This is a genomic window from Vreelandella titanicae (assembly GCF_014697095.1).
GTDB classification, from domain to species: domain Bacteria; phylum Pseudomonadota; class Gammaproteobacteria; order Pseudomonadales; family Halomonadaceae; genus Vreelandella; species Vreelandella titanicae.
The window spans coordinates 2,427,434-2,448,430 of the sequence record NZ_CP059082.1; the positions used below are offsets into that span (position 1 = coordinate 2,427,434).

The 20,997-nt window shown below is 57.7% G+C and carries 22 protein-coding genes; 12 read left to right on the forward strand and 10 right to left on the reverse strand.

Annotated features, from left to right (window positions below):
* The first annotated feature begins 51 nt into the window (after positions 1 to 51).
* Positions 52 to 1,152 (forward strand): alanine racemase, encoded by a 1,101-nt coding sequence (gene alr / locus HZS52_RS11160; RefSeq protein ID WP_161463106.1) that lies wholly within the window; start codon positions 52 to 54, stop codon positions 1,150 to 1,152.
* 12 nt (positions 1,153 to 1,164) lie between these two features.
* Positions 1,165 to 2,079 (forward strand): LpxL/LpxP family Kdo(2)-lipid IV(A) lauroyl/palmitoleoyl acyltransferase, encoded by a 915-nt coding sequence (gene lpxL / locus HZS52_RS11165; protein ID WP_009287327.1) that lies wholly within the window; start codon positions 1,165 to 1,167, stop codon positions 2,077 to 2,079.
* 421 nt (positions 2,080 to 2,500) lie between these two features.
* Here lpxL and speD read toward each other — a convergent pair whose 3' ends face one another.
* The 5 genes from speD to HZS52_RS11190 form a co-directional block, all read right to left on the reverse strand.
* A complete protein-coding gene (speD, locus tag HZS52_RS11170; protein WP_022522363.1) occupies positions 2,501 to 3,295 on the reverse strand; it encodes an adenosylmethionine decarboxylase in 795 nt (264 codons plus the stop codon).
* Positions 3,292 to 3,720, reverse strand: coding sequence for an OsmC family protein (locus HZS52_RS11175; protein ID WP_022522364.1), 429 nt, complete (start codon positions 3,718 to 3,720; stop codon positions 3,292 to 3,294). Before HZS52_RS11175 ends, speD begins: the two co-directional genes overlap by 4 nt.
* A gap of 71 nt (positions 3,721 to 3,791) precedes the next feature.
* Positions 3,792 to 4,214, reverse strand: a complete 423-nt coding sequence (locus tag HZS52_RS11180; RefSeq protein WP_190374749.1) for a gamma-glutamylcyclotransferase family protein — start codon at positions 4,212 to 4,214, stop codon at positions 3,792 to 3,794.
* 3 nt (positions 4,215 to 4,217) lie between these two features.
* Positions 4,218 to 4,886 (reverse strand): N-acetylmuramate alpha-1-phosphate uridylyltransferase MurU, encoded by a 669-nt coding sequence (gene murU, locus HZS52_RS11185; protein ID WP_190374750.1) that lies wholly within the window; start codon positions 4,884 to 4,886, stop codon positions 4,218 to 4,220.
* Positions 4,883 to 5,893, reverse strand: coding sequence for an aminoglycoside phosphotransferase family protein (locus HZS52_RS11190; RefSeq protein ID WP_022522367.1), 1,011 nt, complete (start codon positions 5,891 to 5,893; stop codon positions 4,883 to 4,885). The genes murU and HZS52_RS11190 overlap by 4 nt, the downstream gene beginning before the upstream one ends.
* 70 nt (positions 5,894 to 5,963) lie before the next feature.
* Here HZS52_RS11190 and HZS52_RS11195 point away from each other — a divergent pair, with 70 nt between their 5' ends.
* The 5 genes from HZS52_RS11195 (at position 5,964) to apaG (ending at position 11,840) form a co-directional block, all read left to right on the forward strand.
* A complete protein-coding gene (locus HZS52_RS11195; RefSeq protein WP_027958026.1) occupies positions 5,964 to 8,414 on the forward strand; it encodes an LPS-assembly protein LptD in 2,451 nt (816 codons plus the stop codon).
* 39 nt (positions 8,415 to 8,453) lie between these two features.
* Entirely contained in the window at positions 8,454 to 9,479 is a 1,026-nt protein-coding gene (locus tag HZS52_RS11200; protein ID WP_190374751.1) for a peptidylprolyl isomerase, read from the forward strand.
* The gene (pdxA, locus tag HZS52_RS11205; protein WP_022522370.1) at positions 9,479 to 10,543 is read left to right on the forward strand and encodes a 4-hydroxythreonine-4-phosphate dehydrogenase PdxA; all 1,065 of its coding nucleotides are present in this window, start codon (positions 9,479 to 9,481) and stop codon (positions 10,541 to 10,543) included. Before HZS52_RS11200 ends, pdxA begins: the two co-directional genes overlap by 1 nt.
* 95 nt (positions 10,544 to 10,638) lie before the next feature.
* A complete protein-coding gene (gene rsmA, locus HZS52_RS11210) occupies positions 10,639 to 11,466 on the forward strand; it encodes a 16S rRNA (adenine(1518)-N(6)/adenine(1519)-N(6))-dimethyltransferase RsmA (protein WP_027958023.1) in 828 nt (275 codons plus the stop codon).
* Positions 11,463 to 11,840 (forward strand): Co2+/Mg2+ efflux protein ApaG, encoded by a 378-nt coding sequence (apaG, locus tag HZS52_RS11215; RefSeq protein ID WP_022522372.1) that lies wholly within the window; start codon positions 11,463 to 11,465, stop codon positions 11,838 to 11,840. The genes rsmA and apaG overlap by 4 nt, the downstream gene beginning before the upstream one ends.
* Here the strand turns inward: apaG and HZS52_RS11220 are convergent.
* Positions 11,837 to 13,285, reverse strand: a complete 1,449-nt coding sequence (locus tag HZS52_RS11220; protein ID WP_190374752.1) for an FAD-dependent oxidoreductase — start codon at positions 13,283 to 13,285, stop codon at positions 11,837 to 11,839. The two genes, apaG and HZS52_RS11220, sit on opposite strands and share 4 nt — an antisense overlap.
* Positions 13,285 to 13,464 (reverse strand): twin-arginine translocation signal domain-containing protein, encoded by a 180-nt coding sequence (locus HZS52_RS11225; RefSeq protein ID WP_022522374.1) that lies wholly within the window; start codon positions 13,462 to 13,464, stop codon positions 13,285 to 13,287. Before HZS52_RS11225 ends, HZS52_RS11220 begins: the two co-directional genes overlap by 1 nt.
* Before the next feature lie 248 nt (positions 13,465 to 13,712).
* Here HZS52_RS11225 and HZS52_RS11230 point away from each other — a divergent pair, with 248 nt between their 5' ends.
* Complete coding sequence (locus tag HZS52_RS11230; RefSeq protein WP_190374753.1) at positions 13,713 to 14,534, forward strand: symmetrical bis(5'-nucleosyl)-tetraphosphatase; 822 nt, start codon at positions 13,713 to 13,715, stop codon at positions 14,532 to 14,534.
* Complete coding sequence (locus HZS52_RS11235) at positions 14,531 to 15,703, forward strand: tRNA nucleotidyltransferase/poly(A) polymerase-related protein (RefSeq protein WP_190374754.1); 1,173 nt, start codon at positions 14,531 to 14,533, stop codon at positions 15,701 to 15,703. The genes HZS52_RS11230 and HZS52_RS11235 overlap by 4 nt, the downstream gene beginning before the upstream one ends.
* 1 nt (position 15,704) lies before the next feature.
* Here HZS52_RS11235 and folK read toward each other — a convergent pair whose 3' ends face one another.
* The gene (gene folK / locus HZS52_RS11240) at positions 15,705 to 16,253 is read right to left on the reverse strand and encodes a 2-amino-4-hydroxy-6-hydroxymethyldihydropteridine diphosphokinase (RefSeq protein WP_190374755.1); all 549 of its coding nucleotides are present in this window, start codon (positions 16,251 to 16,253) and stop codon (positions 15,705 to 15,707) included.
* Positions 16,250 to 16,630, reverse strand: coding sequence for a dihydroneopterin aldolase (gene folB / locus HZS52_RS11245; protein WP_041158827.1), 381 nt, complete (start codon positions 16,628 to 16,630; stop codon positions 16,250 to 16,252). The genes folK and folB overlap by 4 nt, the downstream gene beginning before the upstream one ends.
* 103 nt (positions 16,631 to 16,733) lie before the next feature.
* Between folB and plsY the strand changes: the two genes are divergently transcribed.
* Positions 16,734 to 17,306 carry a glycerol-3-phosphate 1-O-acyltransferase PlsY gene (plsY, locus tag HZS52_RS11250; protein WP_190374756.1) on the forward strand — a complete coding sequence of 191 codons (573 nt, stop codon included), beginning with the start codon at positions 16,734 to 16,736 and terminating at the stop codon, positions 17,304 to 17,306.
* Here the strand turns inward: plsY and tsaD are convergent.
* Entirely contained in the window at positions 17,303 to 18,352 is a 1,050-nt protein-coding gene (gene tsaD, locus HZS52_RS11255) for a tRNA (adenosine(37)-N6)-threonylcarbamoyltransferase complex transferase subunit TsaD (RefSeq protein ID WP_190374757.1), read from the reverse strand. The genes plsY and tsaD overlap by 4 nt on opposite strands.
* Positions 18,353 to 18,575: 223 nt before the next feature.
* Between tsaD and rpsU the strand changes: the two genes are divergently transcribed.
* Positions 18,576 to 18,791: a 30S ribosomal protein S21 gene (gene rpsU / locus HZS52_RS11260; protein ID WP_008956349.1), complete on the forward strand. Its 216-nt coding sequence runs from the start codon at positions 18,576 to 18,578 to the stop codon at positions 18,789 to 18,791.
* Between the two features lie 242 nt (positions 18,792 to 19,033).
* Positions 19,034 to 20,902: a DNA primase gene (gene dnaG, locus HZS52_RS11265; RefSeq protein ID WP_190374758.1), complete on the forward strand. Its 1,869-nt coding sequence runs from the start codon at positions 19,034 to 19,036 to the stop codon at positions 20,900 to 20,902.
* Positions 20,903 to 20,997 lie beyond the last annotated feature (95 nt).

The window sequence follows — 20,997 nt, forward strand, 5'->3', positions numbered from 1 at the left end:
GCAGTTTTATTAATAAACTTTTATTGCTAAATCAGGTAAGTGAGAAAGCACATGCGCCCTCTTGTGGCCGATATTGATCTGGACGCTCTGCGTCACAACTATCAATTGGCGTGCCGCTGCGCGCCGCAAAGCCGCTCAGTGGCAGTTATCAAAGCCGATGGGTATGGGCATGGCGCGCTGGCCTGCGCTCAGGCGCTGGAAGGCCAGGCTCCCGCGTTTGCCGTTGCCTGTATCGAAGAGGCGCTTACCCTGCGCCAGGGCGGCATTACCCAACCCATCATCCTGTTGGAAGGTATCTTCAGCGCCGACGAGCTGGCGCTGGTGGATTCCCACGGCTTCTGGATTGCGGTACACAGCCAATGGCAGGTTGATGCTTTGTTAGCCGCTTCACCTAAAAAGCCAATTCCTGTCTGGTTGAAAGTTGACTCCGGCATGCACCGCCTGGGCTTTGCCATCGACGAGGCCGCCGCTATCTGGCGTCAGCTAAGTGCCGCGCCAAGCGTGGCTTCGCTCCACCTTATGAGTCATTTTGCCAGCGCCGATTCCCGCGATAACCGCTATTTCAACCAGCAAATGACCCGGCTGCAAGGTCTTGCTAGCGAGCTAGAAGCGCCGCTGTGCCTGGCCAACTCACCGGCTACCCTGGCGTGGCCGGTGGCCCATGGTGACTGGAACCGGCCAGGTGTGATGCTCTACGGCAGCGACCCCTTGGAAGTTGCCAACGAAATCACTCAGCAACTGCAGCCGGTGATGACCCTACGCTCGGAAATAATTGCCCTGAGGGAGCTGGAAGAGGGCGAGCCCGTTGGCTATAGCGGGCGCTGGCGCGCACCGCGGCGTTCACGCATTGCCGTGGTCGCCTGCGGCTACGGTGATGGCTATGACCGTCATGCCCGCGATGGCACGCCGGTACTGGTCAACGGCCAGCGCTGTGCGATTGCCGGAAAAGTCTCCATGGATATGTTGACCGTTGATGTGACGGACGTACCCGACGCCGCGATTGGCAGCGACGTTGTATTGTGGGGCAGGGCCAGCAACGGCGAGGTGCTGTCGGTGGATGAAGTGGCCCGCTACTGCGATACCATCAGCTATACGCTGCTAACAGGGGTACTGCCTCGGGCGCCGCGGCGTTATCATGGGCGTTCTGCTTAAACGGTTGTTTGCATGTCGAAATCACGTTACCCGCGCTCATTCGCCCACCCGCGTTACTGGCCCACATGGCTGGCTATTGGTGCCATGTATATCGCTGCCTGGTTGCCTTGGCGATTAAAAATGGCCATTGGCAAAGGGCTTGGACTGCTCGCCTGGCGCTTTGCCAAACGGCGGCGCCATATTACCGAAACCAATATAGCGCTCTGTTTTCCCGAAAAGAGTCCCCAGCAACAGTATCAGCTCGTTAAAGATACCTTTATTGCCAATGGCATTGGTCTGATTGAAACCGCAACCGGCTGGTGTCGCGATGGCGAAAGCCTACGCCACCGGGTCGCTTACATCGGCGAAGAGCATATGGCCCGCGCCGAGGCCCGGGGTAAAGGCGTGATCATTGTGGGGGTTCACTTCTCTTCCCTCGATTTAGGGGGTGCCCTGCACGCGCTGTTTTTCTCTGCCGATGCGGTCTATCGACCGCATAATAACCCGCTGTTTGAGCGTTTTATGACCCGCGCCCGCGGGCGCAATTTTGGTGTTGCCCTCGACCGTTATGACTTGCGTGGCGCGGTGCGTCAGCTCAAGGATGGACGTATGGTGTGGTACTCACCGGATCAGGATTTTGGCCGCGATGTGAGCGTATTTGCGCCGCTATTTGGTCAGCAGGCCGCGACTATTCGCTTAACGGCCAAGCTTGCGCGTATGACCGGCGCGTCAGTGGTGCCGATGATGTTTCACCGCAACCCGGATAACGCCACCTATACCATTGAAAGCCTGCCTGCCCTGGAAGGTTTTCCCAGCGGCGATGAAGTTGCCGATGCCACACGGATCAACCAGTTTATTGAACTGGCCATTCGCAAGCATCCCGAGCAGTACCTCTGGCTACACCGACGTTTTAAGACTCGCCCTGAAGGCGAGCCAAGCGTTTATTAAACGGCGATAGCCCTTCCTGTCATCGCGAGCGAAGCGCGGCGATCTCGGCTTGAGTGCCCACCGTAGGTAGAGATTGCTTCGTCGCAGGCTCCTCGCAATGACAGATAAGCCAGGCCCCTAATGCCCTTCATGTCATCGCGAGCGAAGCGCGGCGATCTCGACTTGAGTGCCCACCGTAGGTAGAGATTGCTTCGTCGCAGGCTCCTCGCAATGACAGATAAGCCAGGCTCCTAATGCCCTTCCTGTCATCGCGAGCGAAGCGCGGCGATCTCGACTTGAGTGCCACCGCGGGTAGAGATTGCTTCGTCGCAGGCTCCTCGCAATGACAGGATAAGCCAGTATATTTAGTTGATATGAAAAAAAAGCCAGCGTTCGCTGGCTTTTTGGTGTTTCGGTGCTCCGTTGAGACCCGTTTGGGGGCTTAATCCAGATTGCGGGAGTAGAAAATTTCCAGCATCTCTTTACGCAAACGGCCCTCGATATCCCGGGCTTCTTCAAAGGTAATATCGCGACGCGACGTGCCGAACAGGTAGTTATCCAGTTCGAAGTCTTTGAGCAGCATCTTGGTGTGGAACATGTTCTCCTGATACACGTTGACGTCCATCATCTGATACGCATTCTTGGTGTCTTCAGCGAGGTAGTCTTGGATGGAAGTAATACCGTGATCGATAAACAGTTTTTTGCCATCCACATCGCGAGTAAAGCCACGCACCCGGTAATCCATGGTGACGATATCGGAGTCGAAGCTGTGGATCAGGTAGTTCAGCGCTTTTAATGGGCTGATATGACCACAGGTGGAGACATCAATATCCAGGCGGAAGGTGCTAATACCGTTGTCGGGGTGCGACTCGGGGTAGCTGTGCACCGTCACGTGGCTTTTATCCAGGTGGCCAACCACCGTCTCCGGTAGCGGGCCGGGACCTGGCTCAATTTGCTCAGGCGCCGCCTCATCAAGCTCATGTTCGGCAATCAAAATCGTCACGCTCGCGCCGTGGGGCTCGTAGTCCTGGCGGGCGATATTGAGCACATGGGCGCCGATGATATTGGTGACGTCTTTAAGAATCTGCGTCAAACGTTCGGCGTTATACAGCTCATCGATATAGTCGATGTAAGCCGCCGTCTGCTCTTCGGTTTTGGCATAACAGATATCGTAAATGTTGAAGCTCAGCGAGCTGGTCAGGTTGTTAAACCCGTGGAGTCGGAGATTGTCTGTCACGTCCGAGCCTCCTCCATAATCTCAAAGGAATGGGTGATCTCAACGCCGCCGTTAACGAGCATGATCGAGGCACTGCAGTATTTTTCAGCGGAGAGCTCAACCGCGCGGGCCACCTGCTTCTCTTTCAGCGCGCGACCGGTCACCACGAAATGGACGTGGATCTTGGTAAAAACGGCGGGCACTTCATCGGCGCGTTCGGCGTCTAGCTCAGCAACGCAGTCGGTCACATTGGCACGCGCTTTATCAAGAATATTCAAGATATCAAAAGCGGTGCAGCTGCCCATGCCCATTAGCAGCATTTCCATTGGGCGAGGCCCTGTGTTGCGACCACCGTGGTCGGGCGGGCCGTCGATCACAACGCTGTGCCCGCTACCGGATTCCGCCACGAATTGGCGGCCTTCTGTCCATTTTACCCGTGCTTTCACGTTGCTCTCCTCATCTAGGCGACGAAAGGTAAGTCGCGCAGCATAACATTTCTTGGCCTGCGCGCCTCTTCTCAGCGCCGCTGTTGAACATTGCTAATGTTCGGCATGCGCCAGCCACTCTCATAAATAGCTGTTTTACCTGTCACACTCGGATTGTAAAGATACACCCAGGCGAGACCAAAACAGGTGGTTATCTGCTGGCGGTCATACTCACCCTCTGACGGCGCATCGATGCGGTAGTCCTCTAGCCAGTCTAGCTGGGCCAGATGGTCAATACTGATCTGATAGACTTCAATCGTCACCCCTTTTGACAGCTGCCATTTGGCACCGGGGTAGGGGCCAATATCGTAAAGCGTGAGCGCTTTAGTAACGTCGCTCCCGAGCAGAGTGGCTCCGTTTAGCCAGTGGGCATTGTTGAAACCTTGCTTGAGCGTGCCGTAGACCGCTACCCGTGGAGTGTTGGCGATTGCCTCACGTAAGTGGTGCGGATGCATAGGCTAACCCCTTTCGCTCTGTAGCTGGCGTTCCAGCGCCGCCAGGCGTTCAGGGGTTCCAACGTCGACCCAATGCCCTTTATAGCGCTCGCCGCTTACCTGGTTGTTATCGATAGCAGTTCTCAGCAGTGGCGCCAAGGCAAAGGCGCCCTGGGGTTGCCCGGCGAGCAGCCCTGGGTGAATCACGCTGATACCTGAGTAGGTCAAACGCTTAGTGCTGGTTTGATTCACGCGCCCTCCTGCTAGTCCAAAATCCCCACTGGCGTGATGAGAAGGGTTTTCCACCAGCATCAGGTGAGCCAGATCATTGCCTTGCAGCGCGTGCTGGGTGGGGAGCGCTGCGCACCAAACATCGCCGTTAATCAACAGAAACGGCGCCTCGCCAAGCATCGGCAGCGCTTGCTGAATACCGCCTCCGGTTTCCAACGGTTCGGTTTCGCGACTCCAGTGAATGTGCAGTCCATAGGCGTCACCATCGCCGAGCGCTGCGATAATCTGCTCTGCACGGTAGCTGACATTGATGACGACCTCATGAATACCTGCCTGGCGAAGACGAGCCAGGTGGTGCACGATTAGCGGCTTGCCCGCCACGGGCAGCAGCGGCTTGGGGCAGTGGTCGGTGAGCGGACGCATTCGCTTGCCTAGGCCTGCGGCTAAAATCATCGCTTTCATGACGGTATTTCCGCTAGTCGTTTCATAATGGCAGGTCTTAAGGTGAGTTGGAGCCACTCAGCGAACTCAGCCTGCTCGGTCAGAAACGAAAAGCTATCTTCCAGATGATCCAGAAAGTGGGGTAAGCGCTCGAGATAGCCACTTTTTTGATCGCGCAGGGTTAAGCGGCAGAAAATCCCCAGCACTTTTAGTGAGCGCTGGGCAGCCATCGCGTGGCACTGGAGCAGAAAAGTGGCAAAATCGACACTGCTGGGCAGTCGACCATCATGGCGGGCCTGGTGATAAAAAGCCTCGACAAAGCCAGCGAACTGCTCATTGCTAAAGCGGCAGTATCGCCCCCGTAACAGCGAGATCACATCGTAGCTGAGCGGGCCAGCCACGGCGTCCTGAAAGTCGATCATAAACAGACGCTGATCGTGCAGCATCAGGTTCATGGCATCAAAATCACGGTGCACAGTCACTACCGGCTGCGCTAAGGCATGCTGGATAAGCTGTTCACGAACAACGTGCCAGCTCTCTGGCGATGGCAGCGTTAACCAAGCGCTGAGACACCACTCGGGAAACAGGTCGAGTTCGCGGCCCAACAACGCCGTATCATACACGGGCAGCGAGTCAGGGCCTGCGCGATTTTGCAGCTCGGCGATCAGCGTGAGAGCCTGCTGATGGTAAGCCTGTATGCTAGCGTCGTCGCTAAACAAACACTGTAGGGGGGTGTTACCCAAGTCTTCAAGCAGCAGAAAGCCGTCCGCCAGGTTGGTGGCGTGCACCTTGGGTACCGGCAGTCCGGCGCTTCGCCAGCGCTTGGCAATGGTTACAAACGGCTGGGAGTCCTCTTGCTCAGGCGGGGCATCCATGACCACCTGGGTGGTGCCGTCGGGTAGTGTTAGGCGAAAATAGCGCCGAAAACTCGCATCGCCCACGGCGGATGAAAGCGAAATATCGGTCTCAGAGAGACCGTTTTGTTGGGCGGCCCACATGGTGAGGGCGTTAATCCGATATGAGGACATGCAAGCTCCTTGCTGGTCGGGCATCATGCGGGCTGTATAATACCGATTCTGGATGCCAAGGATAACGAACATGGGCAAGCGATTTTCGCGCACGTTGCCGGTTGCGCATACGCTGATGGGCAGTTTGCTTGCTGGCGCCTCGTTTACAGCGGTGGCTCAGGGTCAAACCATGTCCGCTGAAGCGTTGGATTGGCAACCCTGGGGGGAAGAGGAAGCGGCTAACCAACTGTGCCGGGGCCGCTATGTAATGCCCAGCTACCGCTTGCCAGCGGAAGATAACCCGGAAACCGTCTCGTTGGAGGCCCGGGAAGTCGATTACGCTGCCGATGGCGAAGCATTGCTACGCGGCGATGTGGTACTGCGCCGCGGCAATGAAGAAGTGGAAGCGGAGCGTATCTTTTTACCCGCTGACCGTCAGCAGGTCGACGCAGAAGGTAATATCGCCATCCGCGATGGGCGCGCTTTGGTGCGTGGCGAACAGGCGATGCTCCGGCTAAACGAAGATCGGGCCACCCTGGGTGACAGCCACTATGTGCTCTACGAGCAGCATCTGCGCGGTCAGGCTAGTCAGCTAGAGCAGACTGGGGAGGGCGAGTACCGCCTGCAAGACGCAAGCTTCACCACCTGTGATCCAGGCGCCAATAGCTGGCAACTGGTCAGCAGCGATATTCGTTTGAACCAAGCCGAAGGCTTTGGCACAGCGCGTCATGCGCGCCTGGAAGTGAAAGATGTGCCGGTATTTTACTGGCCATGGCTGCGCTTTCCCATCGACGATCGCCGCCATACAGGCTTGCTGTCTCCGTCGATTGGCTTTTCAACGGACGGTTTTGACTACGCCCAGCCGTTTTATTGGAATATTGCCGCAAACCACGATGCGACGATCACGCCGCGCTGGATGAGTGACCGCGGGCTGTTGATGAACGGTGAATACCGCTACCTGTTTGAGGAGAGCTCGGGCATCGTTGAAGGCGGCTATTTAAACAGTGATAACGGTGGCTCTGGCGGCGGAGAAAATCGCTTTGAGGGTGATGATCGCTGGTATGTGGATGCCCGCCATGCGGGGCGGGTAAATGAGCGCAGTAATTATCGGCTGCGCTACGGGGCCGCCAGCGACGGTCGCTATTTCGATGACTTCGGCGGTGAGTTTGGCGAGAGCGAGCGCGCCAGTATGGAGCGTTTGGCCCAGGTCGATTACCGCGGCCAGCGCTGGCAGTTGGATGCCCGCGCCCAGGGTTTCCAGCGCTTGGAAGACCCGCTTAGCGATAGCGATAAACCTTTTTATCAACTGCCGAGCCTGAGCGCGAATGCCAACTGGCAGTTCGACAACGGGCTATATACCCAGTGGCGATCAAACGCGACCTATTTTTGGCGCGACGTGGATGAGCGCCGCGTGCCGGAGCGCGAAGCGGCCACCGGTAGCCGTTTGCACCTAATGCCTGCGGTTGGCTGGCGTTTCGAGCGCCCTTGGGGCTACCTGGAGCCGCGTACCGAGCTATGGAACACTGCTTACGAGCTGGATTACGGCGAGCGCGATACACAGCGTAGCGACTCACCCAGCCGCAGTGTTGTGCTGACCTCCATCGACAGTGGGCTCGTCTTTGAACGTGAGCTTGCACTGGGGGGGCGGGACTACCGCCAAACCCTGGAGCCACGTCTTAACTACGCTTATGTGCCGCGTACCGATCAGAGCGAACTGCCTGACTTTGACAGTCGCGAACGCGCTTTCTCCTGGGATCAGCTTTGGTCAGCCCAGCGCTTTTCCGGCACTGACCGCGTTGGCGATCTCAACCGGCTCTCTTACGGCGTGCAGTCACGCTTATTGGAAGATGCCTCCGGTCGTGACCGGCTCTCGTTCGGGGTAGGTCAGAGCGTTTACTTTGATGACCGCCGTATCGATAGTGAGGGCGACGCCGATACGTTGCCGGATCGGCCGGAAGACAACCCAAGCGTCAATCCGGAAAGCCGCTATCAGGCTACGCGGGATCGTTCGCCTTTGGTCACCCGCCTTGACTGGCAGATTAATGATCGCTGGAGCAGCGGAGCAGAATGGCTCTACGATGACCACCGGGAACGCACCGAACGATCAAGTGTTGATGTTAGTTACCGGCATCCCGAAGGGCACGTAGTGAACCTTGGCTACCGTTGGGAGATCGAAGGGTTCGATCCAGGCGTATTGCCGGGCGATAACGGCTTTCGCGACTATAACCGCGAAGAGTGGGATCTCTCATTTGCCTGGAAAGCCAGCACCAACATTGATTTGATTGGCCGCTACCTGCACGATCAAACCAATGAACGCTCACTGGAGCAATTGGCAGGCGTGCAGTGGAACAACTGCTGTTACGGTCTGCAGTTGGTGTGGCGCGAATGGGTAGATGACAATGACACCGCACCCATTAATGATGACTTTAATGATCGCGGGCTATTTTTACGCTTCGTATTCCGTGGCTTAGGCGGCGTTGGCCAGGATGCGGATAGCTATTTTGAACAGACCATTCCTGGCTATCGTCCGACTGCCCTGTAAATGACTTCCATAGAATGGCTAATGAAAGAGACGTTTGTTATGAAAATGAGAAAGCCCCTGCTAGGCCGTATGAAACAGCTATCCGCTGGTAGCCTGCTCGCTTTGTGTGTAGGCGCAGGCCTTGCATTGGCCCCGCTAGCCCTTCAGGCGCAGAACTTCCAGTCTCCCCAGCGTCAAGTGCTGGACAGCGTCGTGGCCGTGGTCAATAACGATGTGATTATGCGCAGCGAATTAGATGATCGCATGACGCAAATCGAGCAGCAGGCGCAGGCCCAGGGTGGTAATCTCCCTCCGCGCTCCCAGTTGGAGCGTCAGGTGCTTGAGCGCATGGTGATGGAAGAGATTCAACTGCAGATGGCGAAAGATGCCAACTTGAGCGTCGATGATACCGAGCTCAATGGGCAGGTGCGCTCGATTGCCGAATCCAATGGCATGACGCTTGATCAGTTTGCCGATGCCGTGGAAGCTGATGGTATGACGCTGGCCAGCGTGCGCGAAGATATTCGCCGCGAAATGCTGATGCGTCAGGTGCAGCAGCGCCAAATTAGCAACCGCGTATCGGTCAGCGACCGCGACGTTGAGCGCTTTCTAAACCAGCAGCCCGGCCAGTCTGGCGAGCAGAACTTTATTGAAGAGATCCGTGCCCGCCACGTGCTGATTGCACTGACCCCTAATCGCGATGAAAACCAGGCCCGCACGCGAGCGGAAGAGGTACGTCAGCGCCTTTCACAAGGCGAGGATTTTGCTTCGGTGGCGCGTGAGATGAGTGACGACAGTGGCACTGCCCTCAACGGCGGCGAACTGGGCTGGGTTCGCCCAGGGCAAACCGTACCCGCCTTTGAAGAGGCGATGCGCGACCTGGATGTTAACCAGGTATCTCAGCCGGTTCGCTCTCAGTTTGGCTACCACGTCATTGAAGTAGAGGAGCGCCGTCGTCAAAACGTTACCCAAGAGAGCCAGCGTGAGCAGGTGCGCCAAGCGATCTTCCAGCGTCGCGCGAACGAAGAGTTAGAGACCTGGCAACAAGAGATTCGCTCCCAGGCCTTTGTTGATATTCGACTCTAATGTTAGTGGATACTTTATCATCCGATAGCGCGCTGCCGGTGGTGGTAACTACCGGCGAGCCAGCGGGCATTGGCCCCGAGCTAATGCTGATGCTAGCGGCCCAGGGCATCCTCCCCGCGGGTACAGTAGCGATTGGCGACCCGGATATGCTGCGCCAGCGTGCAGCAGCGCTGGGATTAAGTGTCACGGTGATTGAATGTTCGCCTGGCGAGTACCCAAGTGGCACCCATGGTTTGCCGGTCTGGCCGGTTGCGCTGAACGAACCGGCCACGCCGGGCGTTCTCAATCCGGCCAACGCTGATTATGTGCTGGCTACCTTGGCGCTGGCGGTGGATGCCTGCCAAAAAGGTCAGGCGGCCGCTATGGTTACGGCGCCACTTCATAAAGGCGTCATCATCGAAGGTGGTCACCCAGCCTTTACCGGCCACACTGAGTGGTTGCGCGATGCCTGCGGCGTCGATGAGGTGGTAATGATGCTCGCCACCGATACGGCGCTGCATGCGGCGTCACCAAGCTGGCAGGGTAGTGGCGATCTGCGTGTGGCGCTGGTGACCACCCACTTGCCGCTGCGCAATGTTGCCGACGCTATCACCTTTGAGCGGGTAACCCGTATTAGCCGACTGCTAGCGGCTGATTTGCAGCGCCAGTTTGGTATCGCCAAGCCACGCATCGCAGTGTGCGGTTTAAACCCTCACGCTGGAGAGGATGGTCACCTGGGGCGCGAGGAGCTGGATGTTATTATTCCCGCCCTTGATGCACTGCGCGCTGAGGGAATGGATATACTTGGCCCCTTGCCCGCCGACACACTGTTTACCCCCAGGCATTTGGCTGGTGTCGATGCGGTGCTGGCGATGTACCACGACCAGGGTTTAGCGGTGTTAAAATACGCAGGCTTTGGTCAGGCCGCTAACATTACTCTGGGCTTGCCATTGGTACGCACTTCGGTCGACCATGGCACCGCGCTGGATCTGGCAGGCAAAGGCGTGGCAGATCCCGGCAGCCTAAACGTCGCTATCGCCCTTGCGCGCCGTCTAGCTGCAAGGCGGTTGTCTGCTGAGATATAACCTGCTCTGGCACCGATTCGTGCAAACGACCAGTTGCAACAGTGCTGGCTACTACATACTCCCGATTGAATCCGCACCCCAAGGAACACCGTTTGATGTCTACTGTGCCCCAACACCGCGCTCGTAAACGCTTTGGTCAGAATTTTTTACGCGACCTTGGCATTATCTCGCGGATCGTTCGCGCCGTTGGCCCGCGCTCGACGGATCGCCTCGTCGAAATTGGCCCAGGCCAGGGGGCGCTGACCGAGCCGCTGCTGGAAGCCGCGGGGCACTTGGAGGTGATCGAACTCGACCGCGATCTGATTCCCGGTTTGCGGGTACAGTTTTTCAACTATCCCGATTTTGTGATTCATGAAGGCGACGCACTGAAGTTCGATTTTGCTGCGCTGAAAGGCGATGGGCCCGCGCTACGCGTGGTAGGCAACCTACCCTACAACATCTCCACACCACTGATAATACATCTGCTGGCTGCAGGAAGTGCCATACAAGATATGCACTTTATGCTGCAAAAAGAGGTGGTTGAACGCTTAGCCGCAGAACCCGGCGGTGCTGATTGGGGGCGTCTGTCGGTTATGGCTCAGTACTACTGCCAGGTCGAACAGCTGTTTATCGTGCCGCCGGAAGCCTTTGTGCCACGACCCAAAGTCGACTCCGCCATTGTGCGCTTAACCCCCCATGAAACGCTGCCCCATACGGCGGATGACCCAGCGATGCTGTTTGAGCTGGTGAAGCTCGCCTTTGGTCAGCGGCGCAAAACGCTGCGCAATAACTTCAAAGGGCGGGTGAGTGCCGACACCCTGGAAGATCTGGGCATTGACCCCATCCGCCGTCCGCAAACGTTGACCGTGGCGGAGTACGTGGCGATTGCCAACCGTGTCGCCGCCGATGAGCAGGCAAGCGGTGAGCGGGGCAGCCAAACGTGAGTGGCCTAGCAATCAAAGTGAGCGTCGTCCCTAGCTATCGCGCTGATGAGTCTAACGATGGAGAGTCGCGCTATGTGTTTAGCTACACCGTGACTGTCCACAATCAGAGCCCCCATAGCGTTCAGCTGATGGCGCGCTACTGGAAAATCACCCAGGGCAGCGGCGACTGCCAGGAAGTCCGCGGCAAAGGCGTCGTCGGCCAACAGCCGCTAATTGGCCCCGGCCAGAGTTTTCGTTACACCAGTCGCGCCATTCTGCAAACCCCGGTGGGGGTGATGGAGGGTGCCTATACGCTGTTGGATACCTCTACTCAGCGTGTTTTTGAGGTAGCCATTACTCCTTTTAGGTTAGCCGTACCGCTTCAGCTCCATTAGACAGTTTGGGTTAGCCTGCTCTCCAGGTGATCGCAAAGCCGCAGGGCCAGCTGTACTAGCGTTAACGTCGGGTTGGCGTGCCCGGCGCTGGCAAAAACGCTGGAACCCGCCACATAGAAGTTATCCTGGGCAAACAGTCGGCAGTCGGGGTTAACAATGCCCTCCTCGGCATTAAGACTCATACGCGTGCCGCCCATATGGTGACGGCCAGCCAACTCGCCCTCGGTAGGCAGTTGTACCGGCGTATCGGCGAGCCAGTCAGCCAGTTGTAGCCTACCTACCTCATTGTCGCGCAGATACTCCCCCAATAGCAGCATGCTCTCGCGGATAGTATGACGATCCAGCTCGGACTGCTGCCACATCAATCGGCCGCGGGGTACGCCCAGCTCATCCAGCTCTTCGCTTAACTCTATGCGATTGTCAAAGCGAGGTTCTTGCTCCCAGGCAGCTCTTAGCACCGCGCCGTGTATCACCCGCCCCTGGGCCTGCCAGATACGCAGCCGTCCCGCCAGCGTGGGGGCCTGATTCGCGAGCTCGTCAATCAGTTCCTGGGTGGCTTCAGCGCTCATGCGGTGCAAGCGCAGCCCACAATTCAGTATTTGGCGTGAGCTGATGGATTGAGCGGTGGGGGAGAGGAACACGTTGTAATCCTCGTCCAGCCCCAGTGCCGCTGGCTCAAAAATTAGCGCCTGACCCACCGTGGCGTGGGGGTGCTCCATCCAGTAATGCCCTAGGGTGTCGGCTTGAGGTATAAGCTGGCCATTTAACTGTTGGTTGCACCACAGCAGCAAGCGCGAGTTTTCGATGCCGCCACAGGCCAGCACAAAGTAGCGCGCCTGAACCTTTCGGTAATCGCCTTGATAGTTTTTGAAGATAGCGCCGGTGACTTTGCCATTCTGGCTTTCCAGCGCCACCAAGTTGGCCGTTAGGCAGCACTCCAACGTGTTCGATTCGCTTAGCGTGGTGGCATATTTCTCCTTCAGACGCGTCGGGTGGCCCAGTGAGAAATAGATGCGCTTGAGCCCAGAATCCGTGATCGGCTGATCAGCAGGCGTAGGCGCCAAGTCGAGCACGCTGGCCGCGGCGCGGTAGTAGGGCGATAACGCATCCCGGCCAATAGGCCAGGCCGTCTCACTGGCAGCACTTTTGGCGGTAAAGTCATAGTGATCGAGTGGTCGGCAGATGCCGCCCCAGTGGTTGGTCGACCCGCCCAAATAGCGCAGGCGAGCGCCATAGAGGGGAATATAAGGGTCGCCGACGACTTCGCCCCGGTAGCACTCCTGGGAGCGTTCGCTGTAGTCCGCATCGCCACCTTCGCAGAGCAGTACGCGGTGGCCCCGCTCGGCCAGGGTAACGGCCATGGAAATGCCCGCCGCACCCGCGCCGATAATGCAGACATCCACTGCATGGCTGTGTTCGCTAATGTCCTCAAAAGCGATATACATCAGCAGTCACTGCTGCGCAGGAGCCAACCATTAACCGTCACCGCAGCGGGCGGTGGGCCAAGTTTGGGCGCGGCGGCTCGTGCGGCTGGAAGAAGCATTGTGCCGGGGAGTATGAGTGCGCCAATACCTGCCAGCGTTGCCGCTTTCAGTAGCCCGCGTCGAGAGTAATCCATTGTCATAAGCGTACCGTTTTCCTTAACAGTTGTTGAGGCGGCTACTCGAGTGACTAGCTACTCAATTGACTAACTGCGCGATTGAGCGGCTAAGCTAGCAAGAGGCTCAAGAGCGCCAAAGCGTACTTTTATAGTGATCCAGGTTTGTAATTTTCACCAGTGCTAATCATCAACATAAGCCACCAACGACAGGCATAGGATGTCGGTGAAGTGGTAGTATTCAGCCTACTCATTTTATTAAAAAGGTCTCGTGCATGAGCACCTATGCGATCGGCGATCTGCACGGCTGTCACGCCGAATTTGTAGCCCTTCTTGAAAAGCTTAGCTTCAACCCCGCGCGGGATACGCTATGGCTGGTGGGCGATTTGATTAATCGTGGGCCTGGTTCATTGGAGTGTCTGCGAGAAGTGCGCGCACTGGGTAGCTCGGCACGCAGCGTATTGGGCAACCACGATTTTCATTTGCTGGTCGTAGCGCGCGGCGGCGGCAAGCTGAAAAAAAACGATACCCTGGGCGATATTCTGGGCGCGCCTGATCGCGAAGTGTTGCTGGATTGGCTACAGAGCCAACCGCTTAGCGTGTTTGAAAACAGTACGCTAATGACCCACGCCGGGCTGCTTCCCCAATGGAGCGTAGCCCAGACCGAGTCTCTGGGGCGTGAAGTGCAGATGGCGCTAGGCAGTGAAGCATCCGGTAAGTTTTTAACCCGGCTGTTTGGTAACCAGCCGGATAGCTGGCACGATGATTTAGACGGCATGGATCGGCTGCGCCTGACTGTCAATGTGCTGACTCGGATGCGCTTTATTGATGCCCAGGGCCGTTTGGACTTTGCGGCCAAAGAGGGATTGGACAGTGCCCCAGAGGGCTTTCTGCCCTGGTTTCAATACCCGCGTGACGATGACACTCGCCTACTCTTCGGCCACTGGGCGGCGCTGGAGGGGAGTACCCCCCAGGCGCGGGTACCCGTTGAGGCGTTGGATACGGGCTGCGTGTGGGGCGGACGTCTAACCGCGCTCAATCTGGACAGCGGCGAGCGAACCAGTGTAGCTAGCCTTCAGCAGGAAAAACGACAGTGAAAGAAACAAACAGTGATCCCCGCTTAGCAGGCTTGAACGTGTATCGGGTAGGCGGCGCCGTGCGCGATGAGTTACTCGGCTGGCCGGTATATGACAATGACTGGGTCGTGGTGGGCACTACGCCAGACGCCATGCGCAAGCGCGGATTTAAGCCCGTGGGGCGCGACTTTCCAGTTTTTCTGCATCCCGAAACCGCTGAGGAATACGCCCTGGCCCGCACCGAACGCAAGTCTGGCCACGGCTATGGCGGGTTTGAAGTGCATGCCAGCCCCGATGTCAGCCTGGAAGAGGATCTATTGCGGCGTGATTTAACCATTAATGCCATTGCCCAGAGTACTGAGGGCGAATTAACCGACCCGTTTAATGGTCAAGGCGATATCGAACGGCGCGTGTTGCGGCATATCTCCGCGGCGTTTAGCGAAGACCCGCTGCGAGTGCTGCGTACCGCACGTTTTCTGGCCCGCTATGCGTCACTGGGCTTCACCATTGCCCCTGAAACCCAGGCACTAATGCGTAAGGTGAGCCACAGCGGCGAACTTGAGCACCTGGCCGCCGAGCGGGTGTGGGTCGAAACGGAAAAAGCGCTGGGTGAACCAAGCCCAGAGGTCTATTTCACCACTCTTGAACGTTGCGACGCGCTCAACGTCTGGTGGCCAGAATTGGCGGGTGAAGCGTTAGTGAAGGGCTTGGCAGCGATGGCTCAGGTGCCTGATAGCGACATGTTCGCATTGGCTCATTGGCGCTATGCGCAGCTGGTATCGCCGCTCAGCGCTGAGCGGCGCGATGCCTTGTCGGAACGACTCAAACTGCCCAATGCCGTTGCCCAATTGGCTCGCCATACCGCGCTTACCTATTCTTTAATAAACCATTCGCTAACAAACCATCCATTAACCAACCATGCGCTGCCTTCCGACGCATTAGAGGGCCCCAGCGTGCTACGTTGGCTGGAACGTTTGGATGGTTGGCGTAAGCCTGAGCAGGTCGAGGGACAGCTGGCGTTAGTCAAAGTGTTGGCGCCTGAGCAGGTTAGCCCGCTCGAAAACGCCTGGCAGGCTGCTCGGGAGGTAAGCCCCCAGGCACTGATAGCTGAGGGATATCAAGGCGCAGCGCTGGGCGAGGCCTTGCGAGCGCGCCGCGGGCAGGCCGTGGAGGCGGCGCTAACCAAGTAATTTACCGGCGTGCCGCCGCCAGCAGGGGCTGTTCATCCGCTTGGGAGATCCAGCGGCCGCGCCAGCTGAAATCCACCGCCCAAAGGCGCTGGCTGCCTAGCTCGAAGGCGCTCCATAGCGCGGCATAGGGCGTGCCGCAGCGGGGGTGGCACTGATTGGGGAGCAGCTCAGCAAGCGGCTGTAGCACGAACGCATTATGGGTAATTTCGCTACGCGGTAAGGCGATTTCGTCAACCGTGCCGCAAAGGCTGCCTACGGTGAGCAAGTCGATATCCAGCGCGCGGGGGCTAAATTTGGCAAGACCAGGCAGGCGGCCATGCTCTATTTCCAGTTGCTTCCCCCATGCCTGAAGTTCGCCGGGTGTCCAAGCACTGTGAAACGCCACCACCAGGTTGTAGAAATTGCGGCTGTCGGCGAAACCGACCGGCTCGCTTTCAAACACACGGGAGATCTGCAGGGGGCCGAAGGTATCAGCAAGCGCATCCAGGCAGCAGCGAATATGCCGAGTAGGGTGAATATTGCTGCCTAAGCTGACGGTCACCAGGTTCATGCGCTGATCTCCTGGGTTGCCTCCGGCAGGTTGCCGCGGGTGATTTCCAGGCCGACGCTAACGGCGTTGGCAACCGCGCCCGGTTTACGTACCGTCAAGCGCAGCCAAGTGATAGGGAATTCCGTACGCAGGCACTCAGCGAGGCGTTCGGCAAAAGTCTCTACCAGGGCGAACTGATGGGCATCGGCAAACTGCTGAATGCGCTGGCAGATAGCAGCGTAATCCAGGGTGAGGCGCAGATCGTCGGTGGCTGCCGCCGAGCGAATATCGGTCGCCAACACCAAGTCTAAGCTTAGCGACTGTTGAATCGAGCGCTCCCAGTCGTAGACACCAATCACGGTGTCGACGCTTAACGCTTCAATCAAAATACGATCCATCCAGCTTCCCCCTACGGTAACAAGCGGGCGATTGTACGTTAGGATGGGGCTAAACGACAGCGGGCCGGGCTAACGAGACGGTCTTCAACGCGAGTAGAGCGCCATGGTATGGATAGTGGTGGGGTATTTAAGCGGTAGTTGGCTGGCAGCGCTAAGCGTCTGCCGTCTGGCGGGCGTGGGCGACCCCCGCCAACACGGCTCATTTAATCCCGGCTTTTCCAACGTACTGCGCCTATATGGCCCCCGCTTGGCGGCAGCGACACTGCTGTTAGACGCCTTAAAAGCCATGCCTGCTGTTTTGGGTGCAAAGCTGATGAGCTGCCCGGTCTGGCTGCAGGGAGTAGTGGGGTTGGCAGTATTATTAGGTCACAGCTTTCCACTGTGGCATGGCTTTCGTGGCGGTAAAGCGGTCGCCAGTGCCTTCGGTGTGTTGTTGGTGTTGGTGCCCCAGGTGGCGCTACTGAGTGCAGCGATATGGGCACTGCTGGCGTGGCGATTAAAAACGGCGGCATTGGCTTCGTTAGTGAGTGCGCTCGTGGCGCCGCTGGCCTGTGGCTGGCTGGCGCCGGAGTACGTCATGGTGGTGGGTGGATTCAGCCTGCTGGTGCTGGCCCGTCACGGGCTTAATATTCGCCGACTGCGACGCGGTGAAGAGCCGCCGTTTCGTGGTTCTTAGCGTGAGACAGGCGGTGTCAGCTGATTCAGCGGCCAGCGGGGCGTCGCCTGCATCATGCCAGAAGTGTCGCACTCTCCCGCTGCCAGGCGTTGAGCACCCACATAGGCAATCATGGCGCCATTGTCGGTACAGAATCGCCCGCGCGGGTAGTAGGCGCGGGCTTGGCGTTTTTCGCACTCAGTCTGCAGTCGTTCGCGCAGGCGATGGTTGGCGCTGACTCCGCCCGCCACCACTAAGCGCTTCAAGCCGGTTTGATCCAGCGCTCGACGGCACTTAATCACCAGCGTATCGACAACGGCCTCTTCAAAGGCGCGGGCAACGTCGGCGCGGGCCTGGGCGTCGAATTCGTCGGCTGTTTCCAACTGGCGAATGGCCGTCATGGTGTGGGTTTTTAGGCCCGAAAAACTGAAGTCTAGCCCTGGCCGGTCGGTCATGGGGCGCGGGAAGCGAAAGCGCTTGGGGTCACCCTGTTCCGCCAGCTTGGCGACCTGAGGGCCGCCTGGGTAGGCCAGTCCGAGCATCTTGGCAGCTTTATCAAACGCTTCACCAGCCGCGTCATCCACCGATTCGCCGAGCAGTTGATAGCGACCCAGCCCCTGAACTTCGACGAGCTGGGTATGGCCGCCGGAGACCAGCAGCGCCACGAAAGGGAACTCGGGTGGCTCGTCTTCCAGCATCGGTGCCAGTAAATGGCCTTCCATATGGTGTACGCCGAGCACGGGGATGTTCAAGGCCCGTGCCATGCCATGGGCGGTACTGGCACCCACCATTAATGCGCCGACTAAGCCGGGGCCTGCGGTGTAAGTGATGCCATCCAGGTCGCGGCGCGTTAGCTTGGCGTCGCCGAGCACTTGCTCGATCAGCGGCAGCAGTTTGCGGGTGTGATCGCGAGAGGCGAGTTCGGGCACTACGCCGCCAAATTCTGCATGCATGGCGATTTGGCTATACAGCGCATCGGCAAGCAGCCCCTGGCCGCCGGTTAACGAGGTGTCGTAAAGCGCGACACCCGTTTCGTCGCAGGATGTTTCAATGCCCAGAACTCGCATAAAAAGGGACTCTCAAAGGCTATTCAAAAGATGTAAAGGTGAAAACAGAAGGGCGCTAGTCTAGCATTATCGCCGTGGATCAGCGTAAGCATTTGCAAAGATGGTCAACGGCGACTAAACTACTGTGCGCTGTAAAACTGGGTCGTACACCGTGTTCTAAAATGTAATATCGCAGTGTACGTACTATCCGAACTCAAGACTCCTTAAGGTAGGTGAGTGCTTAATGCCTTCTGTAAAAGTACGTGATAACGAGCCGTTTGACGTCGCCCTGCGTCGCTTCAAGCGTTCTTGCGAAAAAGCCGGTGTTCTTTCTGAAGTACGCCGCCGCGAGCACTATGAGAAGCCGACTGCTGAGCGTAAACGCAAAGCGGCAGCTGCCGTAAAACGCCACGCTAAGAAAGTTCAGCGTGAGCAAAAGCGTTTCGAACGGCTCTATTGATCCGTACCCGAGGGGGCCGGAGCAGTTAGCTGGTCGTCTCAAGAGGGATGCCAAGCGGCCGCCACTAGGTGGCCGTTTGTTTTTGACTGTTGTTCTTCAAAGCTGTCGTTGCTAAAGGCCGTCGCTGTTTATGATGATCTGATCTGGCAATGGGTCTGATGACCTTAGGCAGTGTTTTAAAAAACAGGGCTTTTAAAAACAGTCTCGAAAGTTAGCGCTTTGCGCGAGGATGCCCGTAGTTCATGGCAGGCCAAATTCCACAGCGTTTCATTGATGATCTGTTAGGCCGCGTTGACGTGGTCGAGGTGGTTGGTGAGCGCGTGCAGCTTAAAAAGGCTGGTCGTAACTACTCTGGGCTGTGTCCCTTCCATCAAGAGAAAACCCCATCGTTTACCGTCAGTGCTGATAAGCAGTTTTATCACTGCTTTGGCTGCGGAGCTAATGGTAATGCACTACGCTTCTTGATGGAGTACGACAAACTACCGTTTCCTGAGGCGGTAGAGCAGTTGGCCGGTCGCCTGGGTATTGAAGTGCCGCGTGAAGGCGCTGATGACCCGCGTGCCCAGCAGCGTGAAAAGAAGCGCAAAGAGGGTGTTAACCTGCTCGAACTCGCCGCCAGTTTTTATCGCGAGCGATTAAAGATGCAGGAGGGCCAGCCTGCCCAACGCTATTTGTCGGGTCGTGGGCTCTCGGACGAGGTGATCAAGACCTACGGCATTGGCTATGCCCCGGCGGGTTGGGAGGCGCTAAAACAGCACCTCAGCGAGCGCGGTATTGGTGAGCCAGTGCAGGTGGAGTACGGCCTGCTGATTCACCGTGAGGATACCGGGCGTACCTACGACCGTTTTCGTGATCGGGTAATGTTCCCCATTCGCGATTTGCGCGGTCGTACGATTGCCTTTGGTGGTCGAGTGATGGGCGATGACCAGCCCAAATATCTCAACTCTCCGGAAACACCCGTATTCCATAAAGGTCGTGAGCTTTACGGCTTGTATGAGGCGCGCCAAGCCTCGAACAAGCTTGAGCAACTGGTCATGGTCGAAGGCTATATGGATGTGGTGGCACTGGCGCAATACGGTATTCATAATGCTGTGGCGACGCTGGGTACCGCCACCACAGAAGACCATTTGACCCGCCTGTTTCGACTGGTGAGTCGCGTAGTGTTCTGTTTCGACGGTGATCGTGCCGGGAGGCAGGCGGCTAGCCGGGCATTGGAAACCGCACTGCCGCAAATGATTGATGGCCGTGAAGCGCGCTTTCTGTTTCTGCCCGAAGGTGATGACCCGGACACCCTGGTGCGCCGTGAAGGCACCCAGGCATTTCAGGATCGCGTGACCTGTGCCATGCCTCTGTCGGAGTTTCTATTCGAACAGGCGGCCCAAGGGCGCGACTTGAATACCGTGGAAGGGCGCGAGCGGTTTGCCAGTCAGGTGCTCGAAGCATTGAACAAAGTGCCTGAAGGCATGCTCAAATCGCTACTGCTGGAGTCATTGGCAAAGCGTAGTGGGCTGGCGCAAGAGCAGTTGAAAGTGCTGCTCGAAAAGCGTTCCCAGGCGTCGCAGCGATCCGTCACCCAAGGTGATGTTTCGCAGGAGCCGGCAGAGCAGTTGGAGTCCGAATCGGCCTCATCCGCCATGAACGGCGCTGTTTTGGCAGCGCCAGCCCGCTCATCGCGCTCACGTTCTCAGGCGCTCTCCCCGGTTGGGCGTATCGTGCAGCTGTTATTGCATGAGCCCAATCTGGTGGTCACGCTCCCTGATCATTTGGAGTGGTTGCCGGAAGATGGCGATGCGCCGCTATGCCGCGAGCTGATTGAACTGCTCAAGGCAGGGCGCTACCGCAGCCCACAAGTGGTGTTGGCGCATTTTCAAGGCAGCCAGCAGGGGCATGCCTTGGCGGCTTTCGCCAAGCGCGAGCTGTTGATTCCCAAGGCAGATCGGGAAGCAGAGCTGAAGGGATTGGTGGAACACTTGCAGTACGTTCAGCGCCAGCGTTCTCCTCAAGAGGAGTACACGGCGTTGCTGGCGCAGGAGCGCGCCGGGCAAAAGTTGGATAAGGAGCAGCGCCAGCGTTTGGCAAGCTTGGTAATGGAGCTTGCTCAGCGCCAATGAGGCGGTGTCTTGGGCGATGGGGGTTGAATTCCTAGCGTTTCAGCACCAGATATAGGGTCAGCCACCGAGCGTTGGCCTAACCGAACAAACTAACA